Origin of the sequence: Pedobacter roseus, assembly GCF_014395225.1 — a bacterium.
GTDB classification, from domain to species: Bacteria; Bacteroidota; Bacteroidia; order Sphingobacteriales; family Sphingobacteriaceae; genus Pedobacter; species Pedobacter roseus.
Map to the genome: position 1 here is coordinate 964,247 of NZ_CP060723.1, position 17,718 is coordinate 981,964.

Annotated in this window: 20 protein-coding genes; 11 read left to right on the forward strand and 9 right to left on the reverse strand. The window is 37.4% G+C overall.

The features are described from left to right. Positions 1-6: 6 nt before the first annotated feature. Together H9L23_RS04355 and H9L23_RS04360 are read right to left on the reverse strand one after the other, a co-directional pair. Positions 7-2,064: a hypothetical protein gene (locus tag H9L23_RS04355; protein ID WP_187593830.1), complete on the reverse strand. Its 2,058-nt coding sequence runs from the start codon at positions 2,062-2,064 to the stop codon at positions 7-9. 70 nt (positions 2,065-2,134) lie between these two features. Then, the gene (locus H9L23_RS04360) at positions 2,135-2,815 is read right to left on the reverse strand and encodes a hypothetical protein (RefSeq protein ID WP_187593831.1); all 681 of its coding nucleotides are present in this window, start codon (positions 2,813-2,815) and stop codon (positions 2,135-2,137) included. Positions 2,816-3,070: 255 nt separating this feature from the next. On the opposite strand from H9L23_RS04360, the gene H9L23_RS04365 reads away from it, so the two are divergent. The 10 genes from H9L23_RS04365 to H9L23_RS04410 all read left to right on the forward strand — a co-directional run bounded on the left by H9L23_RS04365 (position 3,071) and on the right by H9L23_RS04410 (position 11,199). Further along, a complete protein-coding gene (locus H9L23_RS04365; RefSeq protein WP_187593832.1) occupies positions 3,071-3,505 on the forward strand; it encodes a cytochrome c maturation protein CcmE domain-containing protein in 435 nt (144 codons plus the stop codon). An 8-nt stretch (positions 3,506-3,513) separates the two neighbouring features. Then, positions 3,514-5,979, forward strand: coding sequence for a heme lyase CcmF/NrfE family subunit (locus tag H9L23_RS04370; RefSeq protein WP_187593833.1), 2,466 nt, complete (start codon positions 3,514-3,516; stop codon positions 5,977-5,979). Positions 5,980-5,983: 4 nt separating this feature from the next. Beyond that, complete coding sequence (locus tag H9L23_RS04375) at positions 5,984-6,748, forward strand: Rossmann-like and DUF2520 domain-containing protein (RefSeq protein WP_187593834.1); 765 nt, start codon at positions 5,984-5,986, stop codon at positions 6,746-6,748. Positions 6,749-6,788: 40 nt separating this feature from the next. Beyond that, positions 6,789-7,121 carry a 2Fe-2S iron-sulfur cluster-binding protein gene (locus H9L23_RS04380; protein ID WP_025143142.1) on the forward strand — a complete coding sequence of 111 codons (333 nt, stop codon included), beginning with the start codon at positions 6,789-6,791 and terminating at the stop codon, positions 7,119-7,121. A gap of 98 nt (positions 7,122-7,219) precedes the next feature. Then, the gene (gene iscX / locus H9L23_RS04385) at positions 7,220-7,462 is read left to right on the forward strand and encodes a Fe-S cluster assembly protein IscX (RefSeq protein ID WP_025143141.1); all 243 of its coding nucleotides are present in this window, start codon (positions 7,220-7,222) and stop codon (positions 7,460-7,462) included. Between the two features lie 75 nt (positions 7,463-7,537). Then, positions 7,538-8,065 carry a KdsC family phosphatase gene (locus H9L23_RS04390; protein ID WP_187593835.1) on the forward strand — a complete coding sequence of 176 codons (528 nt, stop codon included), beginning with the start codon at positions 7,538-7,540 and terminating at the stop codon, positions 8,063-8,065. 445 nt (positions 8,066-8,510) lie between these two features. Further along, positions 8,511-9,341 carry a universal stress protein gene (locus H9L23_RS04395; protein WP_187593836.1) on the forward strand — a complete coding sequence of 277 codons (831 nt, stop codon included), beginning with the start codon at positions 8,511-8,513 and terminating at the stop codon, positions 9,339-9,341. Between the two features lie 102 nt (positions 9,342-9,443). After that, entirely contained in the window at positions 9,444-9,833 is a 390-nt protein-coding gene (locus tag H9L23_RS04400; protein ID WP_187593837.1) for a Spy/CpxP family protein refolding chaperone, read from the forward strand. Positions 9,834-9,903: 70 nt separating this feature from the next. Then, positions 9,904-10,470 (forward strand): Maf family protein, encoded by a 567-nt coding sequence (locus tag H9L23_RS04405; RefSeq protein WP_187593838.1) that lies wholly within the window; start codon positions 9,904-9,906, stop codon positions 10,468-10,470. 51 nt (positions 10,471-10,521) lie between these two features. Further along, complete coding sequence (locus H9L23_RS04410) at positions 10,522-11,199, forward strand: hypothetical protein (RefSeq protein ID WP_187593839.1); 678 nt, start codon at positions 10,522-10,524, stop codon at positions 11,197-11,199. A gap of 55 nt (positions 11,200-11,254) precedes the next feature. Here H9L23_RS04410 and H9L23_RS04415 read toward each other — a convergent pair whose 3' ends face one another. The 3 genes from H9L23_RS04415 to H9L23_RS04425 all read right to left on the reverse strand — a co-directional run bounded on the left by H9L23_RS04415 (position 11,255) and on the right by H9L23_RS04425 (position 13,612). After that, on the reverse strand, positions 11,255-12,169 hold the full coding sequence (locus H9L23_RS04415) for a Ppx/GppA phosphatase family protein (protein WP_187593840.1): 915 nt from the start codon (positions 12,167-12,169) through the stop codon (positions 11,255-11,257). Between the two features lie 390 nt (positions 12,170-12,559). Next, positions 12,560-13,279, reverse strand: coding sequence for a DUF72 domain-containing protein (locus H9L23_RS04420; protein WP_187593841.1), 720 nt, complete (start codon positions 13,277-13,279; stop codon positions 12,560-12,562). Between the two features lie 33 nt (positions 13,280-13,312). Further along, positions 13,313-13,612, reverse strand: a complete 300-nt coding sequence (locus H9L23_RS04425) for a hypothetical protein (protein WP_187593842.1) — start codon at positions 13,610-13,612, stop codon at positions 13,313-13,315. Between the two features lie 198 nt (positions 13,613-13,810). Here H9L23_RS04425 and H9L23_RS04430 point away from each other — a divergent pair, with 198 nt between their 5' ends. After that, entirely contained in the window at positions 13,811-14,761 is a 951-nt protein-coding gene (locus tag H9L23_RS04430; protein WP_187593843.1) for a DUF3829 domain-containing protein, read from the forward strand. Between the two features lie 60 nt (positions 14,762-14,821). On the opposite strand, the gene dnaJ is transcribed toward H9L23_RS04430, so the two are convergent. From dnaJ to H9L23_RS04450, 4 genes are all read right to left on the reverse strand, one after another. After that, positions 14,822-15,982: a molecular chaperone DnaJ gene (gene dnaJ, locus H9L23_RS04435; RefSeq protein ID WP_025143132.1), complete on the reverse strand. Its 1,161-nt coding sequence runs from the start codon at positions 15,980-15,982 to the stop codon at positions 14,822-14,824. Positions 15,983-16,072: 90 nt separating this feature from the next. Further along, on the reverse strand, positions 16,073-16,654 hold the full coding sequence (locus tag H9L23_RS04440; RefSeq protein WP_187593844.1) for a nucleotide exchange factor GrpE: 582 nt from the start codon (positions 16,652-16,654) through the stop codon (positions 16,073-16,075). Between the two features lie 129 nt (positions 16,655-16,783). Next, positions 16,784-17,467 carry a cell division ATP-binding protein FtsE gene (locus H9L23_RS04445; protein WP_025143130.1) on the reverse strand — a complete coding sequence of 228 codons (684 nt, stop codon included), beginning with the start codon at positions 17,465-17,467 and terminating at the stop codon, positions 16,784-16,786. A gap of 3 nt (positions 17,468-17,470) precedes the next feature. After that, positions 17,471-17,674 (reverse strand): hypothetical protein, encoded by a 204-nt coding sequence (locus H9L23_RS04450; protein WP_025143129.1) that lies wholly within the window; start codon positions 17,672-17,674, stop codon positions 17,471-17,473. Between the last annotated feature and the right edge of the window lie 44 nt (positions 17,675-17,718).

Genomic DNA, 17,718 nt, shown 5'->3' on the forward strand with positions numbered 1-17,718 from the left:
ACTGGTCTATTTGGCCGCATTCTCAATTAGCGAAAACAAATATTTCAACGCATTTTCATGCCCGTTCGGGATTTCTGCGCTGATATCTGCTGAAACCAATCTGCCTTTTATCGGGTTCGATTTCATGTACACGTTACCCATTTTTTCTAGCGTACTGTTAAATTTCTTAGCGGTTTCTACACCGCCAATTTCCGAATCAGGCACTTTACCTACCAGGTTTTGAGCATTGAACAAAAAGCTGAAATTATTTTTGCTCAACAGGTCTTTGTGCAGTTTGCTGATTTTATTGTTGTATTGATTATTGCTAATACTTTGCATCTCGCTTAACGAATTGCCAAAAAACACAATTCCGTCTTTAATCATAAAGTAAATATCAATCGGGCTTTTTTTCTCCTGGATTTTATAAATATTGTTCTCAACCGTTACCATGTTTTTATGGATGCCATATTTAATCAGTTTGTCGATCAACCGGGTATCTTCAGACGAAAACATGAAAAGAAAATCAGGTAAAGTTTCATTTTTGGTTTTCGTTACCTCTTTTTGCTTGTAATCATCGTCATATTCGTAAGTGGTATAAGTAACTTCTTTGGTTTTTAATCCGTTAATTACAAATAATGCATCACCTTTAATTACCTTGCTTACTGCTTCTTCATCTAACAATAGACTGAAGAGTTCAGTGCCAAGATCAATTTCTTCGTCCATTTTGGCGCCCAGGAAAGAACCATAAGTTTGCTTTAATAATTTCGGAAATTCTTCTAAATACGCTTTGGTATCAATAGAATAGCTCATAAAACCCAAAGCTTTTTCGCTGTTTACATATTTCAGAAATTTTTTGTTCAACTTTCTGTTCATGATTTTTTTATAAGCATCAGCCTGTTCCTGAGCCAGCTCTAAGCCTGTAGAAATACGGAAACTTTTGTCATCCATAAAAAGTTTGGCGTTTAAACTGCCATAACCTTTCATAAGGCCTGCTTTCCCATAAGTGCCAAATTCGGGCGCAATTGAATTGTAAACATCCTGTAAGCTCGATACCCAAAGCTCTGCTATCGCTTTGTTATCCAAACTTGCGGTATAAGATTTATTCGTTTCGATAGACTCGTAAGTACCGTTGAAAATCTGATCCGCCTGAGCAGTCATCCAGGTAAATGCCAGTGCTTTTTTCTTTAAATCTTCTTCTTTAAGTGCTTGCTGGTATTCATTATAATGTTTATCGTTTTCGCCCTGATTATAAGTTGCAGCTTCTGCCACATCAGCAGAAACATAGGCTGCAGCACTATCTCTTACCACATCATCGGGCATATCTGGCGCGATTTCATCATTAATAAAACCATCACTAACCGGCTTTTTCTTTTTAACAGCCGTAGATTTTTTTAGTGTTTTACCTTTAGTGGCTTTTTTAGTTGGTTTTTTCTTTTTATTAGTAGTTTTAGTTTTTTTAGAGGGTTTTACTTTAGCGGGAGTATCAATCTCTTCAGGATAAGCAACGGTAGCTACCGAATCTACAGCCACAGCGGTACTGTCTGTTACGGTAGTATCCCATCCATATTTTGTGTACTTTATGCCATAACGGGCAGATTTAACCGAATCTGCAAAAAATGAACCCCTGATGCTTCCTGTTACAAAATAAAGCATGTTATTGTTCCACTTGATGATACTCGTGCTATCAGGTAAAACCATCGTACGGACATCGCCCTGCTGTGTAAATTTCTTCTCTTTATTTTCGATCAGGCTTTCAAATTTCCTGGCATCTTTTATCGGGATCAAAAAACAGTTGTAAGTAATACTATCGCTCAACTGGTTGAAGTAATACATGTTTTTCTCCAGGTTAATGCCGAAATCTTCAATACTGGTGAAATTTTTATCCAATGATTTAGAGGTTTCCGTTAATAATTTTTTGCCTACAAACGATTCGTTAAAATCTTTTACAAACATCAGTTTAAAAACATTGTCGCCTTTAATGGTGGCGACGGTAAAAGCATTTGATGGAATTTTCTTGACCAGATCTTGCGCCTTAGCCAGATTGAATGATAAAAAGAGGGAGATTGCAATTAGAATTTTTTTCATTTAGATAGATTTTTTAGAGATGATGGTCGTGTTTACGTTCCGGGCCTTTTGACCAAAAACCACGATGATTTTATTTAGATAGTTGTATAGTGTTCGATACGTTAATTTTTCCGTTGATTAAATCCATGATGCTGCTTTTTAACATCACAGCTTTTTTTGATTTCGATACATTTGATGCCGGGTTAGTGCTAATTGTTACAGGCGATTCGAAACGGTAAATGCTCGTATAGGTTGCGCCATTAAAAACAGCCTTGTCTTTCGCTTTTAATTTATTGAATTCGGTTTTTGCGGTACTTACGGCCTGATATTTCCGGCTGAATGTTTTTGTTGATTTATTATAGCTATAAGATGAGGTATTGGTAGCCTTGATTTTCTGCTGAGCAAGGATATTTTTAGTGATGTTGTTGATATTTGAAACATCTTTAAACGAAAAACTGATGGTGGCGATATAATTATTAAAATCGCTGCTGCTTTTTACATTCGATATTCCTTCTGATTTTTTTAAATAGACAACAGCTTCATTCAATTCCTGCTGGATTTTTTGCCTGCTGGGTACTTTATAACCCTGTACACTATCCAGCAGCATAACTGAAGCCACTTTGGTTTTACTTTGGCTTAAGTTAATCGTAAGTACAACGTCACCTGTACCATCATTTTTCATGCTGATTTCTTCGATTACTTCAAAACAAGAACTTAAAATGGGAATCAGCAATACAAATAACAGCAGCTTATACAGTTGTTTCGGGTTCATATTAAAGAGGTTTATGTTTTACAATGAAATGTAAAAAGGAAATGATTATCTGATGGGCCAAACTTAAGAATTTCAGTCCGGAATTTTGAACGATTTAAGATATTCGCAAAAATGGGTGATGAATTTTGTCATTCTTCAAAATATTGTGCTTCAAAAATCAGGTAATTGTCAATATAAAGACAAGAAAAATGTAAAAGAATGCTTGCTAAGCCTATTTTTCTATCTTTGTTGCCAGCTTTTACAATACATATAAACATGAAGAAAAGTGCAATCATTGGATTAATTACCATCGCAATTTCCGTAGGGATTTTATTTAGCTTAAATGCAAATACCGATACCTACTCTAATTTCAAACAGGCCACGCTTTCTGGTAAAGAAGAGCACGTTATGGGCTACTGGGAAAAATCAATGGGTACTTATTATGACGCTTTGAAAGACGCCAATCATTTTTCATTTCACATGAAAGATGAAAAAGGAGAAGTGAGAGAGGTAATCTATGCAGGTACCAAACCACAGGATTTTGAAAAATCAGAAAAACTTGTACTGATCGGTAAAATGGATCAGGACAAATTCTACGCATCGAAAATTTTAATGAAGTGCCCTTCTAAATATAACGATAACCTGGTAGAGGTTAATAAGGATGGCAAAGTCGAAGAAGTAAGCAAGGACGGCGGGAAAAAATATAACTAATTTATTTAATGGATATTCAATTTGTAGGCGAACACCTGTTACCAGGTAAAATCGGACAGTTTTTTATTGTTCTGGCATTTAGTGCATCATTACTATCAACTATATCGTATTTTTTTGCCAGTCGCGATAAAAATTTAGAAGAAAAATCCTGGAGAAACTTAGGCCGGATTGGATTTCTGATCAACTTTGCCAGTATCATTGGTATTGGTGTAATTTTATTCTACCTCGTACTTGGTCATTATAACGAATACAGTTACGTTTATTTCCACTCTTCAAAAGAATTACCCGTTTATTATATTATTTCGGCCTTTTGGGAAGGGCAGGAGGGAAGTTTCTGGTTATGGGCTTTCTGGCAATCGTTTTTGGGCGCATTATTGATCTGGAAAGCTAAAACGTGGGAAAACCCTGTAATGACGGTTGTGGCTTTTTCTCAGGTGTTTTTAAGCTCCATGATATTGGGAATTTCAATTTTCGGTGAGCGTATCGGAAGCTCTCCGTTTATCCTGTTAAGAGATGCTGTTGATTTAAAAGCAATGGCGCCAGTTGTTTTTGCCAATCCGGAAAACTTTAAAGATTACCTTAAATTTATTACCGATGGTAGAGGTTTAAATCCATTGTTGCAAAACTATTGGATGGTGATCCACCCACCAACACTATTTTTGGGTTTTGCCAGTATGGTAGTTCCTTTTGCTTATGGAATTGCAGGTTTATGGCAAAAAAGATACAAAGAATGGATTAAACCTGCTATGCCATGGACGCTTTTTGCGGTAATGGTGTTAGGTACAGGTATTATTATGGGCTCTTTCTGGGCTTACGAAGCACTAAACTTTGGCGGTTTCTGGGCGTGGGATCCAGTTGAAAATGCATCTTTAATTCCATGGTTAACCTTAATTGGGGCTGTACACGTGATGATTGCCTATAAAAATACTGGTCACGCTTATTTTACCGCGATTGCCCTCGTTTTTTTAAGTTTCTTATTGGTCTTATATGCTTCATTCTTAACCCGTAGTGGAATTTTGGGCGATACCTCAGTACACTCGTTTACCGATATGGGTATGTTCGGCCATTTGATTTTATACAATGTGGTATTTGCTGTTTTGGCTATATGGCTGATTGTGAAAAGATGGAAAGAACTGCCGATTACAACGAAAGACGAAGAAACTTATTCGCGCGAATTCTGGATGTTTATCGGTGCTTTAGTGGTAACTGTTGCCTGTATCCAGGTTATCTTTTCAACGTCTGTTCCTGTGTTTAACAAGGCATTCGGAACGAATTTTACGCCACCTATCGATGCTGTTAAATATTACAACCAATGGCAGGCACCATTTGCGGTATTAATTACCCTGATTTCTGGTTTCTCTCAATATTTAAAATATAAAAGAACCGATCCACGTAAGTTTTACAGCAGTTTAATCTCTGCAATCATCTTTTCGATGGTGTTAACAGCAGGTTTGGTATATGTAGCCGGTATTTATACCAATACCATGTACATCCTGATTACCTTTAGCTGTTTGTTCGCAGTACTTTCTAACGCAGCCATATTATATCAGGCTTTTGGTGGAAAGGCCAAGCTGGCTGGTTCGGCAATTGCACACATCGGTTTTGCCTTTTTGATCCTGGGCGCTTTAATTTCTGCCGCTACAAACAAACCTTTATCCATCAATGCGAATAATTTTATTCCGGTAAAGGATTTTGAAAAAACAGAGAAACCGGGCGAAAACATCATGTTATACAAAAACGAACCTAAGAAAATGGGTAAGTACACTGTAACTTATGTTAGCGATACCACAGTAGCACCCAATACCATTTATACCCTTAACTTTAAAGTTTTAGATAAAGAAGGTAAGGTTAAAGAAGATTTTAATCTTCATCCCCACGTACAGGATAATGAGAAAATGGGGCTTATTGCCTCTCCTGATACCAAACACTATTTAACTTACGATGTGTATACCCACATTACCAGTGCGGCCATTAAAAAAGAATCGCATGGTGATCACGAAGGTCATTCGGATGATGAAAATTATAAAGAGCCACGGATTGTTAAGGTTTCAGTAGGAGACACCATTCATACGACCAGCGGAATTGTAACCGTTAAAGATTTAAACAGAAAACCTACCGCTAAGGATTTAGCTTTGGCACAAGGCGATTATGCGGTTGGTTTGCCATTGGAAATTAATGCTGCCGGTAAGATTTACAACACAGAGCCTATTTTCTTAATAAAAGGTAACAATACTTTCGATTTCGCCCGTAAAGTGGACGAATTAGACCTGAAATTCCGGTTTTCAAGGGTTTTGCCGGATGAGAAAAAAGTAGAGCTGCAGATTTTTGAAAAACCTCAACAGGCTAAAGACTGGGTTGTTTTTAAAGCGATCGAATTTCCTTTCATTAATTTGTATTGGGCTGGTACCATCGTAATGGTTGTAGGTTTCTTGCTTTCAATTTTTAGAAGAAGAAAAGAGGCCAAAGCCGCATAAAATCATGAAAATCGTTTTATTAGGTTCTGGAAATGTTGCCACACACTTAGCCAAAGCTTTAAAAAGTAAAGGTGAAGAACTGGTACAGGTGTATAGTCAAAACCTAACTAATGCAGAGTTATTGGCCAGGTTGGTTGGAGCAGAAGCGGTAAACAATTTAAACAAAATTGAAAACAACGCTGATTTATATATCATTTCAGTAAAGGATGATGCCATCGCAACTGTTGCCAAATCTTTAAAAAACGTGACGGGTTTAGTGGTACATACTTCTGGTACTACCGATATCAATATTCTGTTGGAGCAGGTGAAGAAAGCAGGGGTATTTTATCCTTTGCAAACCTTTTCAAAAAGTAAGGATGTTTCGTTTGAAAATATTCCACTTTGTATCGAAGCAGGTGATGAAGATCAGTTGGCTGTTTTAAAAAGCTTAGCCAGTAAAATAAGTAGCCAGGTTTATGAGCTGGATGGTGAAAAAAGAAAAGTATTGCACCTTGCTGCCGTATTTGCCTGTAATTTCCCCAATCATTTGTATGCTTTGGCCAATAAAATTTTAAACCAGAACGGTTTGGATTTTGAAATCATTAGGCCTCTGATTGCCGAAACTGCAGATAAGGTAATGGATAATTTACCCGAAAATGTGCAGACAGGACCTGCGGTGAGGGGCGACGAAAACACCTTAAATACGCATTTGAGCATGTTAAATGATATGCCCGAATTGCAGAACATTTATCAAACACTAAGCAATAGCATAAAATTAATGCCGAAATAGCATAATTACGGCTTTTGCTTGTTACTTTTGCAAAATAATTATGAGCATTTTTAAACTAAAAATAAATTTTGAAGAAGCAGATCACGAATCTATTGAATTGCCAATAGCAGCGGGCGAATCTGTTTTAGATGTTTGTCTGGATAACGGAATCGAATTACAGCACAATTGCGGTGGCGTTTGTGGTTGCAGTACCTGCCACGTTTACGTAACAAAGGGCATGGATAATATCGAAGAGATTTCTGATAAGGAAGAAGATTTTATTGATAGGGCTGTACGTCCGAAAATTACTTCCCGCCTTGGATGTCAGTGTGTAGTGATTAACGGCGATATCGAAGTAACCATTCCGGATCAGTCTGGTTTTATGGGGCACTAGTTAGTCTGGAGTCTAAAGTCCTTAGTTCCCAGTCTGAAACTTTTCAACATTAAAACTTTACAACATTTAAACCTTTTTCAACAACGAACAAACAAAACATGAACAACGATAAATTTGCCTTACCTTTTTACTGGAACGATTATGAAGATATTGCGATGTCTTTATATGAGAAATTTGGCGATGATTTTACAGAAGCCAAAATCTACCGCATCCGCTTTACCGAACTTTTAGAATGGGTATTGTCTTTGCCAAACTTTAAAGGTACCCGTGAAGAAAGCAGTGAAGGCCATTTAGAGCAAATTCAATCTGCCTGGGTTTACGAATGGAGAGATAATCAGTAATTAGTCATGAGTTCGGAGTCTTTAGTCCTGAGTCGACTTAACTCCTAACTCCAAGCTCTAAACTCCAAGCTAAAAATGTTTCTCCAGAAATTAAAAGAGATCACCACTTTTATCTTCGATGTAGATGGTGTGCTTACCGATGGATCTGTTCAGGTTACTGATAACGGTCAATCATTGCGCACTTTTAACATCAAGGATGGTTATGCCATGCAATTGGCAGTTAAAAGGGGATACAACATCTGTATTATCTCTGGGGGCGACGGTATTGCGATGGGCAAACGTTTCTTTAACCTTGGGGTAACCGATGTTTTCCTAGGTACCGGAGATAAGGTGGCCATTTTTAACCAATATCTTCAGGATAAAAATATTACTGCAGGAGAGGTACTTTACATGGGCGACGATATTCCTGATCTTAAAGTAATGAGGCTGGTTGGGCTTCCAACCTGTCCGGCCGATGCTGTAGAAGAAATTAAGGTCATTTCTACATTCATATCCCCTTATAACGGTGGCAAAACCGCTGTCCGCGACATCATCGAAAAAGTAATGAAAGTGCAGGGCAAATGGCACGATGAAAACCCAAACGCTGCCGATTCTGGTAGGTAGGTTCATTAGTCATTGGTTCATTAGTAATTGCTAGTAGGACATTGGTCATTGGTTCACTGGTTATATCCTAACCGCGATTGTCATCCTGAGCGTAGTCGAAGGATCTCTCTACACGTATTTTCAAGAAATAATTTAGTAGAAAGTTTCTAAAAATTGAACATTGGTCACTACCATAACCGCGATTGTTATCCTGAAGGATAATTGAGTTTATAAAATCAATATAAATGACAGAAGGATAAGAAACTGAATGCTTCTAAAAGTATCGTCATTTCGATCAGCGTAGTTGAAGAATATTAGTTACGTACTACCTACCAGAATGACGTTCCCATTATAAATCTTCAACCTCAAAATTTGTAATAAATAAGATTATATCCGAAATTTACATTTATAAATTAATCAATCGATTGATTAATTTATAAATGTAAAAAATGTTAATTTTAATATTATGAGCACATACCTTGTACCCGTTGATTTTTCTAAAACAGCAGATCATGCTGCCAAATATGCCGCCAGGTTGAGTTTTGCGATGGAGAATGCGAAAATCATCTTGCTTAATGCTTACTATGTTTCCGAATATGAAAGCATTCTTCCTACGCCGGATATGATTATAACGACCGATGAACATATCGCCGACGAAATTACGAGAAGGCTTGAGGCGCTGGAAAAACTGAAGTTAAAACTGTTGGAAATTAATCCCCAGGCTGAAATAGAAATTTATTTAACAAGGGAAACGCTGCTGAGGTCGATCATTGATCGGATAAATAGGGAGCAGATTGAATTGATTATTATTGGCAGTAATGGTAAAAAAGCTAAAGATGAAAGTGATATCGGTTCAAATGCGATTAAAATATCCAAATCAAGTCCGGTACCGGTTTTGGTGGTTCCACCTAAAGCCGATTATCAATCGATCCGTAAAGCGATTTTGGCCTGCGATTTTAAAAAGGTTAAAGAGGTAATCCCGATGCATGCCCTAAAAAATATCCTGAGCAAACATACCCTCGAACTTTTGGTGCTCAACATCAATTCCGGACATACGATCGATTCAGAAGAGGAACATTTTTTACACGAAATGCTTAAAGATTTTTCTCCGGCTTATCATTATTCCGATCATCCCGATATGATTAAAGGCATTGTGAAATTTGCCAAAAGCGAAGAAGCACAGCTGATTATTGCATTGCCCAAAAAATATAGTTTTTTCGAAAGTTTGCTTCATGAAAGTGTATCCCAAAAATTGACGATTAAATCGCATGTGCCTGTACTGTTATTGAAAGATTAACGATATTAATCTGCAACAGCTAAGTTACATTTATGGATTAAACTTTTATTCTTTAATATACTCCAACATTTTCAATTTTCAACCAAAAACAACAAAAACAACATGAAAAAATTAATGATGATTTGCGGATTGATGCTAGGCATAGCTGGTTTCGCTAACGCGCAGCAAGGTGGTGGACAAGGCAGGATGATGATGAAACCTGAAGAACGTGTAAAACAGTTAGACGAAAAATTAAAGTTATCTGATGATCAAAAAACAAAATTAACAGCTGTTTTTACTGAGCAGGCAGAAACCATGAAAAAAATGCGCGATGAAATGCAAGGTGGTGGCGATAGAGATGCGATGAGAGAGAAAATGCAAAAAATGCGTGCTGATAATGATGCAAAAGTTACTGCAGTTTTAACTGACGATCAGAAAAAAGCTTACGAAACCTGGCAAAAAGAGCAACGTGCCGAAATGGAAAAACGTAGACAAGGTGGTGGAAACAACTAAATCTTGTTAAAATATCAAATAAGAAAAGCGGCTTTATGCCGCTTTTCTTATTTTAGCAAAAAAATAAAATATGCCTGTAAATTTCCCTCCTATTGTTTTAGCCTCTAAATCTCCCCGCCGACAAGAACTTTTAACCCTTATGGGCTTAAATTTTAAAGTAGAATTAAAAGATGTGGATGAAAGTTATCCTGAAGGTTTAAGTCCGGCAGAAATTGCGGTTTATATTTCAGAACAAAAAGCAAAGGCTTTTACTGGTGATGGCGAAATTGTAATCACCGCCGATACCATCGTGGCCTTAAATGGCGAAATTTTGGGCAAACCAACCGACCGCTCGCATGCACAGGAAATGCTGAAGAAGCTTTCAGGAAGTAAACACGAGGTTTTTACTGGCGTAACGATTGTTAAGGGAGATAAAAGTCATTCTTTTTACGATCGTACAGAAGTTTTATGTAAAGCGGTTACAAGCGAGGAAATAGACTTCTATATCGACAACTACCAGCCTTTTGATAAAGCCGGAAGTTATGGTGTGCAGGATTGGTGGGGTATAGTTGTGGTAGAGCGTATTGAGGGCTCTTATACCAATGTAATGGGCTTGCCTACAGAGAAGCTTTATAACGAGCTGTTAAATTTTATTTAAATCGCTTTGTGGAATTTTCTTAAGATTATCATCATCTAAGAAAAACACACAATGAAACCGAGAATTAACGAAGTTACCATCGCCGAACCCTGCTTACAGAACTGGGATGAAATGGAAAAAGGAGCAGGTTTTAATTTCTGTACAGCCTGTAGTAAAAATGTAATTGATTTTTCGGGTTATACCAATGCTGAAATCATTCAGGTGCTGGCCAATTCAGGCTCATCTGTATGTGGCCGCCTTAGCCAAAGCCAATTAAACCAGCTAAACCTTCACCTGTCAATTGTGCCAACCACCAATAGAAACTGGATGAAATACCTGGGTGTACTGGCCATTGGTATGAGTATTTTTGTAATGGATGCCAAGGCCGAACAGCTTAATACGCCGGTTGAAATCACTACCACGATCCACAACAAAACCGACGATAAAAAACCGGTTGCGACTAAAAAAGTATACGGTCATGTTATCGGTGCCGATAATAAACCGGCAGCTGGAATCAGGTTATCTATTCTCGACACCAGATACGCAACCCTGACTGATAAAAATGGTCGCTATGAAATTCTTTTAGATAGTAAGTTCGATCTAAGTAAAAACCAATTGACGGTTGAAAGTATCCGTTATTCAGCTTTTTTAACACTCGATTTTTCTAAAGAGAAACAAAATAACCTTAAGCTTAACAAGGCTGAACCAATGATTATGGGTAGAATTATGATTGCGCCAAAAAAGAAATAATCCTAAATTAATATACGCTAAACTCTCGGTGATCCATCAATTGGTGGATCATTTTTTATATCAGGCTGGCCAATACACCCATTTTTAAATCGAAAGTTGAAAGCCTTAACCTGTTTATCTTTGCCCTGCCCAAAACGTAATTGGTAATTAAAGCAGCAATTACAATCATATCAACCCTTAATGGAATTATTCCAGGCATTGTTGCTCGCTCCTGATGGGTAGAATTCAATAATTTGCCTGCAATTTCGATATAGTCATCAAAGTTGAATTCGAAAGTTTTGATGGTATTTATATCTGCTTTCAGGTTATTTTTTCTGATGGTGAGCTCCGCAAAGGTTTCAAAAGCCCCAGCTGATCCGATCAGCACTTTTGGCTGGTGTTTTTCGCAGATGTCGAAAAGATCGGCCAATTGATTTTGAATATGGAATAAAATGGCATTTTTGTCGCCGTCGTTTATGGGGTCTGATTTAAAAAACTGCTGCATTAAACGTGCTGCACCAATATTATAACTTTTTTTCCAGATCAGTTTTTCGGTATCGCAAAGGATAAATTCTACACTGCCACCACCAATATCCATAATCAGTGAAAGATCGGTAATGGCACCGCTCAGTTTAACGCCCTGGAAAATCAGCTCAGCCTCTTCATCACCGCTAATGGTTTCGATTGTTATTCCGGCCTGTTCTTTTACAGCGTTAACAAAATCCTGACCGTTTTCTGCACTCCGAACGGCTGAAGTTGCAGTAGCCCGCACCTGTTCTACCTGATATTCGGCAATGGTATGGCTAAAATTTTGAAGGCATTTCACACCCCTTTCAAATGCTGCCGGAATGATAATGTTATCGTTAATTCTTCCTTCGCCCAGTTTAACGGGGATATTGGTTTTGTAGAGGATTTTCAACTCTTTCCCTGCTGTTTCAGCAATAAGTAAGTGGAAGGTATTGGTTCCAAGATCGATAACGGCAACACGCATATTTTTTGTTTTATTTTTTTGGAAAGCAGAAACAGCATTTCTTCGGGGGCTGCAGTCCTGCTATCCATTAAATTTTGTTAATGTTCGTGCTAAAATAAAGTTAGTGCACCGAAATATCATTGCTATCAGGTTTATTTTTTTACGTTAATAGCTTTTGGCAAGATTACGAAGGGTAAAAAAAACCGGACTATTGTCAGAGGTTCATAAATAGCAGCACAAACACGGGTTAAATAAACGGGATAGTAGCGGCAGCTCCCGATTTAAGCACTATTTATTTTTTTTTTTATTGTGTGCTTGCTTGTTTCACAGGTTTCATCGGGACTACAGCGTATAGCCCGGCTAACATTAAAATAAGCACTGCAATTGCTTTTCTAAAAAAAATGAAATGATTTACTGTTTTATCAATTCCTGCAATTGTTTGGCATTGTGTAATGCGCCAACGCCCCATGTATTATTAAAGTACACAAAAACCTCTTTCTCCTTATCTCCAATCTGGTTTTTAAAATCATTAATCACTTTAATATCGTATTCAGTTTTATACAAAACAGGTTTCCCATGAAAACGGTAATAAACAGTTGCTGTATTTTGAATTACATCATCGGGTAGGGCAGATGGATAGCTCTGTCCACTGAAAATGATATTGTTTTTGGCTAGTTTCTTATAAAGATCTTCTTCAAACCAACTTAAATGGCGGAATTCTACCACGTTTTTTAATTCTGGGTTTAAAAGATCAATCAATAGCTTTAATCTTTCTCCAGTATAATCAAATTTAGGTGGAAACTGGAACAGCACACAACCCAACTTCTCTTTTAAACCCAATTGGATGGCTTCATAAAAATCGCTGATAAGTTGCCCGCAATCATTTAATTGTTTGTAATGGGTAATTAAACGCGGTGCTTTAATGGTAAACAAAAAATCGTCCGGACTTTCGCTATACCATTTATCAAATGATTTTTGCGTGGGCATTTTATAAAAGGTAGAATTGATTTCTATGGTGTTGAAATGTTCGCAATAATATTTAAACCAATCTTTTTGCGCCAATCCTTTTGGATAGAAAATTTCTTTCCACTCCCGGTAATAAAATCCTGAACAACCAATTCTCCATTTCATATATAGAAGACAGGCATCGGCACAAAAGGTTTATTATCCGTTATATATAGATGTAAATAGGATCATCGAAATGCCGATATAGCCCGAAAACTTTAAATAGACATTATTTTTTCCACCGATAAAACCTAATGTGAGGTTAACTAAAAAATAAAGAACTGAAAGTGTAAGTAAGCCAATAATAGGAGAGTGATGATCTTTTTGATGAGGAAGATTTTCCATTGATTTGGCGAAAAAAACATTTATTGTTAAAGGTAAGGCCCACCCAATGGTATAAATTATAAATATCGTCCAGGTGATGGGATGTTTTTTAAAGGCTTCGTTGAATTCGTCCACTTTTTTATTATTAATACCTAGTTGTTGAAATTGTAACCCTGTATAATATGTAAGCTGGCTTAGGAGAAAAGGGGTGTCATCTCGACTGCGCTGCGCTCCGCTCGAAATGACGACAGGGAGGAATCTTTTAAAACAACACAACTTTTTGGTTTAAAATTTGCTCTGATCGGAGATCAGATGATGAAAACAATTTAAACTATGAAAACTATCTTAAAATTAACTGCCCTTGCGCTCACACTGTCATTTACTGCCTGTAAAAATGATAAGAAAAAAGACAATAATGCTAAAACTGCTTATGCCGAAGCGGATGAAAAAGATGTAAATGCCATTATTGAATATAATAATGTGATGGTAAGTTTTACGGATAAAAACAATAGTTACCTCAAGAGTCTTGAAAGCAATTTAGATAGAATCGAGAAGGGCCTTGCTAAGCCGAATGACCGTTTTGCTTTTGTTGGTTTAATCCATCCATTTTCGATGAGTACAATTAACAGCAGCAGGTTAAAACCAGATACCCCACCCAACTCTTTAAATAATGATGATCAGAAATTTTTTAAGGAAAATGTAGTCGCAATGACCGGTTTGCTTGATAAAATTAAGGAAACATATAAATCATTAGATGAATACATTAAAGCGGAAGACTGGAAGGATGATAAGGGGACTAAAGGAAAAACTTTGATAGATTCTATTTACAGCATGGGTAAAAAATACTATACTTATGATGAGGTGGTTCTGGCTAAATTAAACCTAATTGGAGATGATGCAGAGCGTGTAATTTTAAAAACACATCCGTTAAAAGAGTACATATTTGCATTAAAAGATGACCGGAGTGCGACCGCTGAATTTACCAAATTATTGGCGGGTAGCAAAAGTTATAAAGCTATAGAGGCAAAGGCTAAAGCCGCCTATCAGGTACTCGAAGATCAGCATAATAAACATGTAGCTATGGCTGCACCCGATGCAACAAAGTTTCCGGGTAAAGATGGTTATTTTAGAAATTTTAACGAAAGGCTAAATGATTATTTAATTGCTGCAAGAAAAATGATGCGTGATGCTTCTGCATCTGGTAAATTAACCGATTACAATATTGAAGAATTGGTCCGCAATCAGGACAATATGCGCTCTGCTTACAACAATTTTGTAGACTAGTATTAAAAACAAGAAAGCCGATGTTGATAACATCGGCTTTCTTGCTTTATATTGAATTCATTACTCGAAATATTCTTTCATTCTTTCGAAGAAACTCTTATCATTTTTGCCTGGTTGAGGCTTAAAGTTTGGCGATTCGCGTAACTTCTCTAAAGCGCTGCGTTCTTCGCTGCTTAAGGCCTTTGGTGTCCAGATGTTGATGTGAATAATTTCATCACCTCTGTGGTAAGAATTAACTTCAGGTAAACCTTTACCTTTTAAGCGTAATAATTTTCCGCTTTGTGTGCCCGGATCTATTTTGATTTTCGCTTTACCATCAATGGTTGGTACTTCGATACTCATCCCTAATGCTGCGTCAACAAAGCTTAGATGTAAATCATAAACAATATTGTTTCCTTCGCGTTTTAAGGTTTCGTGAGGGATTTCTTCAATCAGGATGATCAAATCGCCCGGGATACCACCATTTGGTGCTGCATTTCCTTTACCGCTCATACTTAACTGCATGCCTTCACTTACGCCTGCAGGGATGTTAATGGTAATGGTTTCTTCGCCACGTACTACGCCATCTCCATGACAAACTGTACATTTTGAAGTAATCTGTTGTCCGCTTCCGTTACAGGTTGGGCAGGTAGATGCCGTTTGCATCTGTCCTAAAATGGTATTGGTTACCCTGCGTACCTGGCCGCTGCCACCGCAGGTACCACATGTACTTACTGATGATTTATCTTTTGCGCCAGAACCATCACAGGTTTTACAAACAATGAGTTTATTAACCTTGATTTTCTTTTCTGCACCGTGTGCAATTTCTTCTAAAGTTAATTTTACTTTTATACGCAGGTTAGAGCCTTTAGCTACACGGCGACCGCCACGTTGCTGACCACCACCGCCGCCAAAAAAGCTTTCGAAAGGGTTGTGGCCACCAAATACATCTCCGAAATTGCTAAAAATATCGTCCATATTCATGCCGCCACCTCCGTAGCCACCGCCACTGGCACCGCCAACACCAGCATGACCATATTGATCATAGCGTTGTTTTTTCTCCGCACTACTTAAAACTTCGTAAGCTTCAGCAGCTTCCTTAAATTTATCTTCAGCAGCTTTATCGCCAGGGTTTTTATCCGGGTGATATTTAATTGCCATCTTGCGATAGGCTTTCTTTATCTCATCAGCAGCTGCGCCCCTAGTTACGCCTAATACGTCGTAATAATCTCTTTTACTCATCTTCTTTTTAGAATGATTGAATGATTGAGTGATGGAATGAGAGAAGGTTAATTCACTCATTCTGACATTCTCTCATTCAATAATTATTTCTTAAGCTCCAACTACCACTTTAGCAAAGCGGATCACATTATCATTTAAAGTATAGCCTTTTTCAACTTCGTCAATTACCTTTCCTTTAAGCTCCTCGGTAGGTGCAGGAATATTGGTAATTGCTTCGTGGAAATCGGTATTAAAAGGTTGGTTGATGCTTTCTACATCTTTCAGTCCTTTTTGTGCCAAAGTGTTTTTTAGTTTGGTGCTTACCAATAAAATACCTTCTTTAACAGGCGCTACATCAGCAGCAGTTTCCATTGCTTTTAATGCACGGTCGAAATCGTCTAAAACAGGTAATAGCGATACAATTACATCTTTACCTGCTGTTTGCAATAATTCTACGCGTTCTTTTTGGGTACGGCGTTTGTAATTGTCGAATTCAGCATATAAACGCAAATATTTATCGTTAAGCTGTTGAACTTCTGCCTGTAATTTTTCTTCGGCAGATAATTCTGGAGCCTGCTCAGTTTCATTTGTAGAAGCATCAGTATTCTCTACATTCTCAGCAGTATTTTCTGATGTATTTTCAGTATTCATTATATTTTCTTCTTTATCGTTATTTTTCTTCTTATTAAACATAATACCAGGCTCAATTTTTTTTGTGTTAATCTCAACTATTTTGCCATAAACCGAAATCAGCCAAGCTGTCAGATTTATTTGAATTTATCTGAACAGATTGGCTGATTAGCTGACGGATGTCAGAATTTTTTATACAATTTGGGCATCTTCGTGTACCACTCCGCTTTCACATTTGATAATACGTGAAGGGAAAGTACGGATGATATGGTAATCGTGTGTAGCCATTAAAACCGCGGTTCCTGCCTGGCTGATCTGTTTTAAGAGGGTTACAATTTCTTCTGATGTTTCTGGATCTAAGTTCCCTGTAGGCTCATCAGCAAGGATAATCTCCGGGTCGTTTAACAAAGCCCTTGCAATTACAATACGCTGCTGCTCTCCACCAGAAATTTCGTGTGGCATTTTTTTAATTTTAGAGCGTAAACCAACTTTATCCAAAACATCTTTAATGCGTTCGTTAATTAGTTTTTCATCTTTCCAACCCGTAGCCTTTAATACAAACTCGAGGTTTTTTTCGATGGTACGGTCGGTAAGCAATTGGAAATCCTGAAATACCACGCCTAATTTACGGCGTAAAAACGGCACCTGACTTTCCTTAAGGTTTTTAAGGTCGAAACCTGCAATATTACCTTCACCATTACCAATATGGAGGTCGCCGTATAATATTTTAAGCAAACTGCTCTTGCCCGAACCTGTTTGACCGATCAGGAACACAAATTCGTCTTTTTCGATATGTAAATTTACGTTTGAGAGGACTAAATGTTTTTGTTGAAAAACATCAACATTGCTTAAATGAATTACTGAGTTGCCTGCCATATTTTATATTTCCAATTTTGCAATCTGCCCAAAAGGCAAACCTTTAACCATTTCCATAATGTAATCCTGCTTGTCGCCAAGTCCGAGTTTTTCCAGTGATTTATCAGGTCTGTCAACCCTAAAATAAGCCAAAAGCGTAAACTTGTCATCTCTTAACTGTACGTAATCTGGAATTTTGGCTATGCCTTTTACTTTAACGATATACATTGTGTTCAAAAATAGCATTTCCAAATGAGAAGCGGAAGCAAGAA

What these genes read in the sequence shown, in the direction of transcription:
- H9L23_RS04355 (WP_187593830.1), bottom strand. Translation starts at nt 2,064, where the DNA reads ATGAAAAAAATTCTAATTGCAATCTCCCTCTTTTTATCATTCAATCTG.
- H9L23_RS04360 (WP_187593831.1), bottom strand. Translation starts at nt 2,815, where the DNA reads ATGAACCCGAAACAACTGTATAAGCTGCTGTTATTTGTATTGCTGATT.
- H9L23_RS04365 (WP_187593832.1), top strand. Translation starts at nt 3,071, where the DNA reads ATGAAGAAAAGTGCAATCATTGGATTAATTACCATCGCAATTTCCGTA.
- H9L23_RS04370 (WP_187593833.1), top strand. Translation starts at nt 3,514, where the DNA reads ATGGATATTCAATTTGTAGGCGAACACCTGTTACCAGGTAAAATCGGA.
- H9L23_RS04375 (WP_187593834.1), top strand. Translation starts at nt 5,984, where the DNA reads ATGAAAATCGTTTTATTAGGTTCTGGAAATGTTGCCACACACTTAGCC.
- H9L23_RS04380 (WP_025143142.1), top strand. Translation starts at nt 6,789, where the DNA reads ATGAGCATTTTTAAACTAAAAATAAATTTTGAAGAAGCAGATCACGAA.
- iscX (WP_025143141.1), top strand. Translation starts at nt 7,220, where the DNA reads ATGAACAACGATAAATTTGCCTTACCTTTTTACTGGAACGATTATGAA.
- H9L23_RS04390 (WP_187593835.1), top strand. Translation starts at nt 7,538, where the DNA reads ATGTTTCTCCAGAAATTAAAAGAGATCACCACTTTTATCTTCGATGTA.
- H9L23_RS04395 (WP_187593836.1), top strand. Translation starts at nt 8,511, where the DNA reads ATGAGCACATACCTTGTACCCGTTGATTTTTCTAAAACAGCAGATCAT.
- H9L23_RS04400 (WP_187593837.1), top strand. Translation starts at nt 9,444, where the DNA reads ATGAAAAAATTAATGATGATTTGCGGATTGATGCTAGGCATAGCTGGT.
- H9L23_RS04405 (WP_187593838.1), top strand. Translation starts at nt 9,904, where the DNA reads ATGCCTGTAAATTTCCCTCCTATTGTTTTAGCCTCTAAATCTCCCCGC.
- H9L23_RS04410 (WP_187593839.1), top strand. Translation starts at nt 10,522, where the DNA reads ATGAAACCGAGAATTAACGAAGTTACCATCGCCGAACCCTGCTTACAG.
- H9L23_RS04415 (WP_187593840.1), bottom strand. Translation starts at nt 12,169, where the DNA reads ATGCGTGTTGCCGTTATCGATCTTGGAACCAATACCTTCCACTTACTT.
- H9L23_RS04420 (WP_187593841.1), bottom strand. Translation starts at nt 13,279, where the DNA reads ATGAAATGGAGAATTGGTTGTTCAGGATTTTATTACCGGGAGTGGAAA.
- H9L23_RS04430 (WP_187593843.1), top strand. Translation starts at nt 13,811, where the DNA reads ATGAAAACTATCTTAAAATTAACTGCCCTTGCGCTCACACTGTCATTT.
- dnaJ (WP_025143132.1), bottom strand. Translation starts at nt 15,982, where the DNA reads ATGAGTAAAAGAGATTATTACGACGTATTAGGCGTAACTAGGGGCGCA.
- H9L23_RS04440 (WP_187593844.1), bottom strand. Translation starts at nt 16,654, where the DNA reads ATGTTTAATAAGAAGAAAAATAACGATAAAGAAGAAAATATAATGAAT.
- H9L23_RS04445 (WP_025143130.1), bottom strand. Translation starts at nt 17,467, where the DNA reads ATGGCAGGCAACTCAGTAATTCATTTAAGCAATGTTGATGTTTTTCAA.
- H9L23_RS04450 (WP_025143129.1), bottom strand. Translation starts at nt 17,674, where the DNA reads ATGTATATCGTTAAAGTAAAAGGCATAGCCAAAATTCCAGATTACGTA.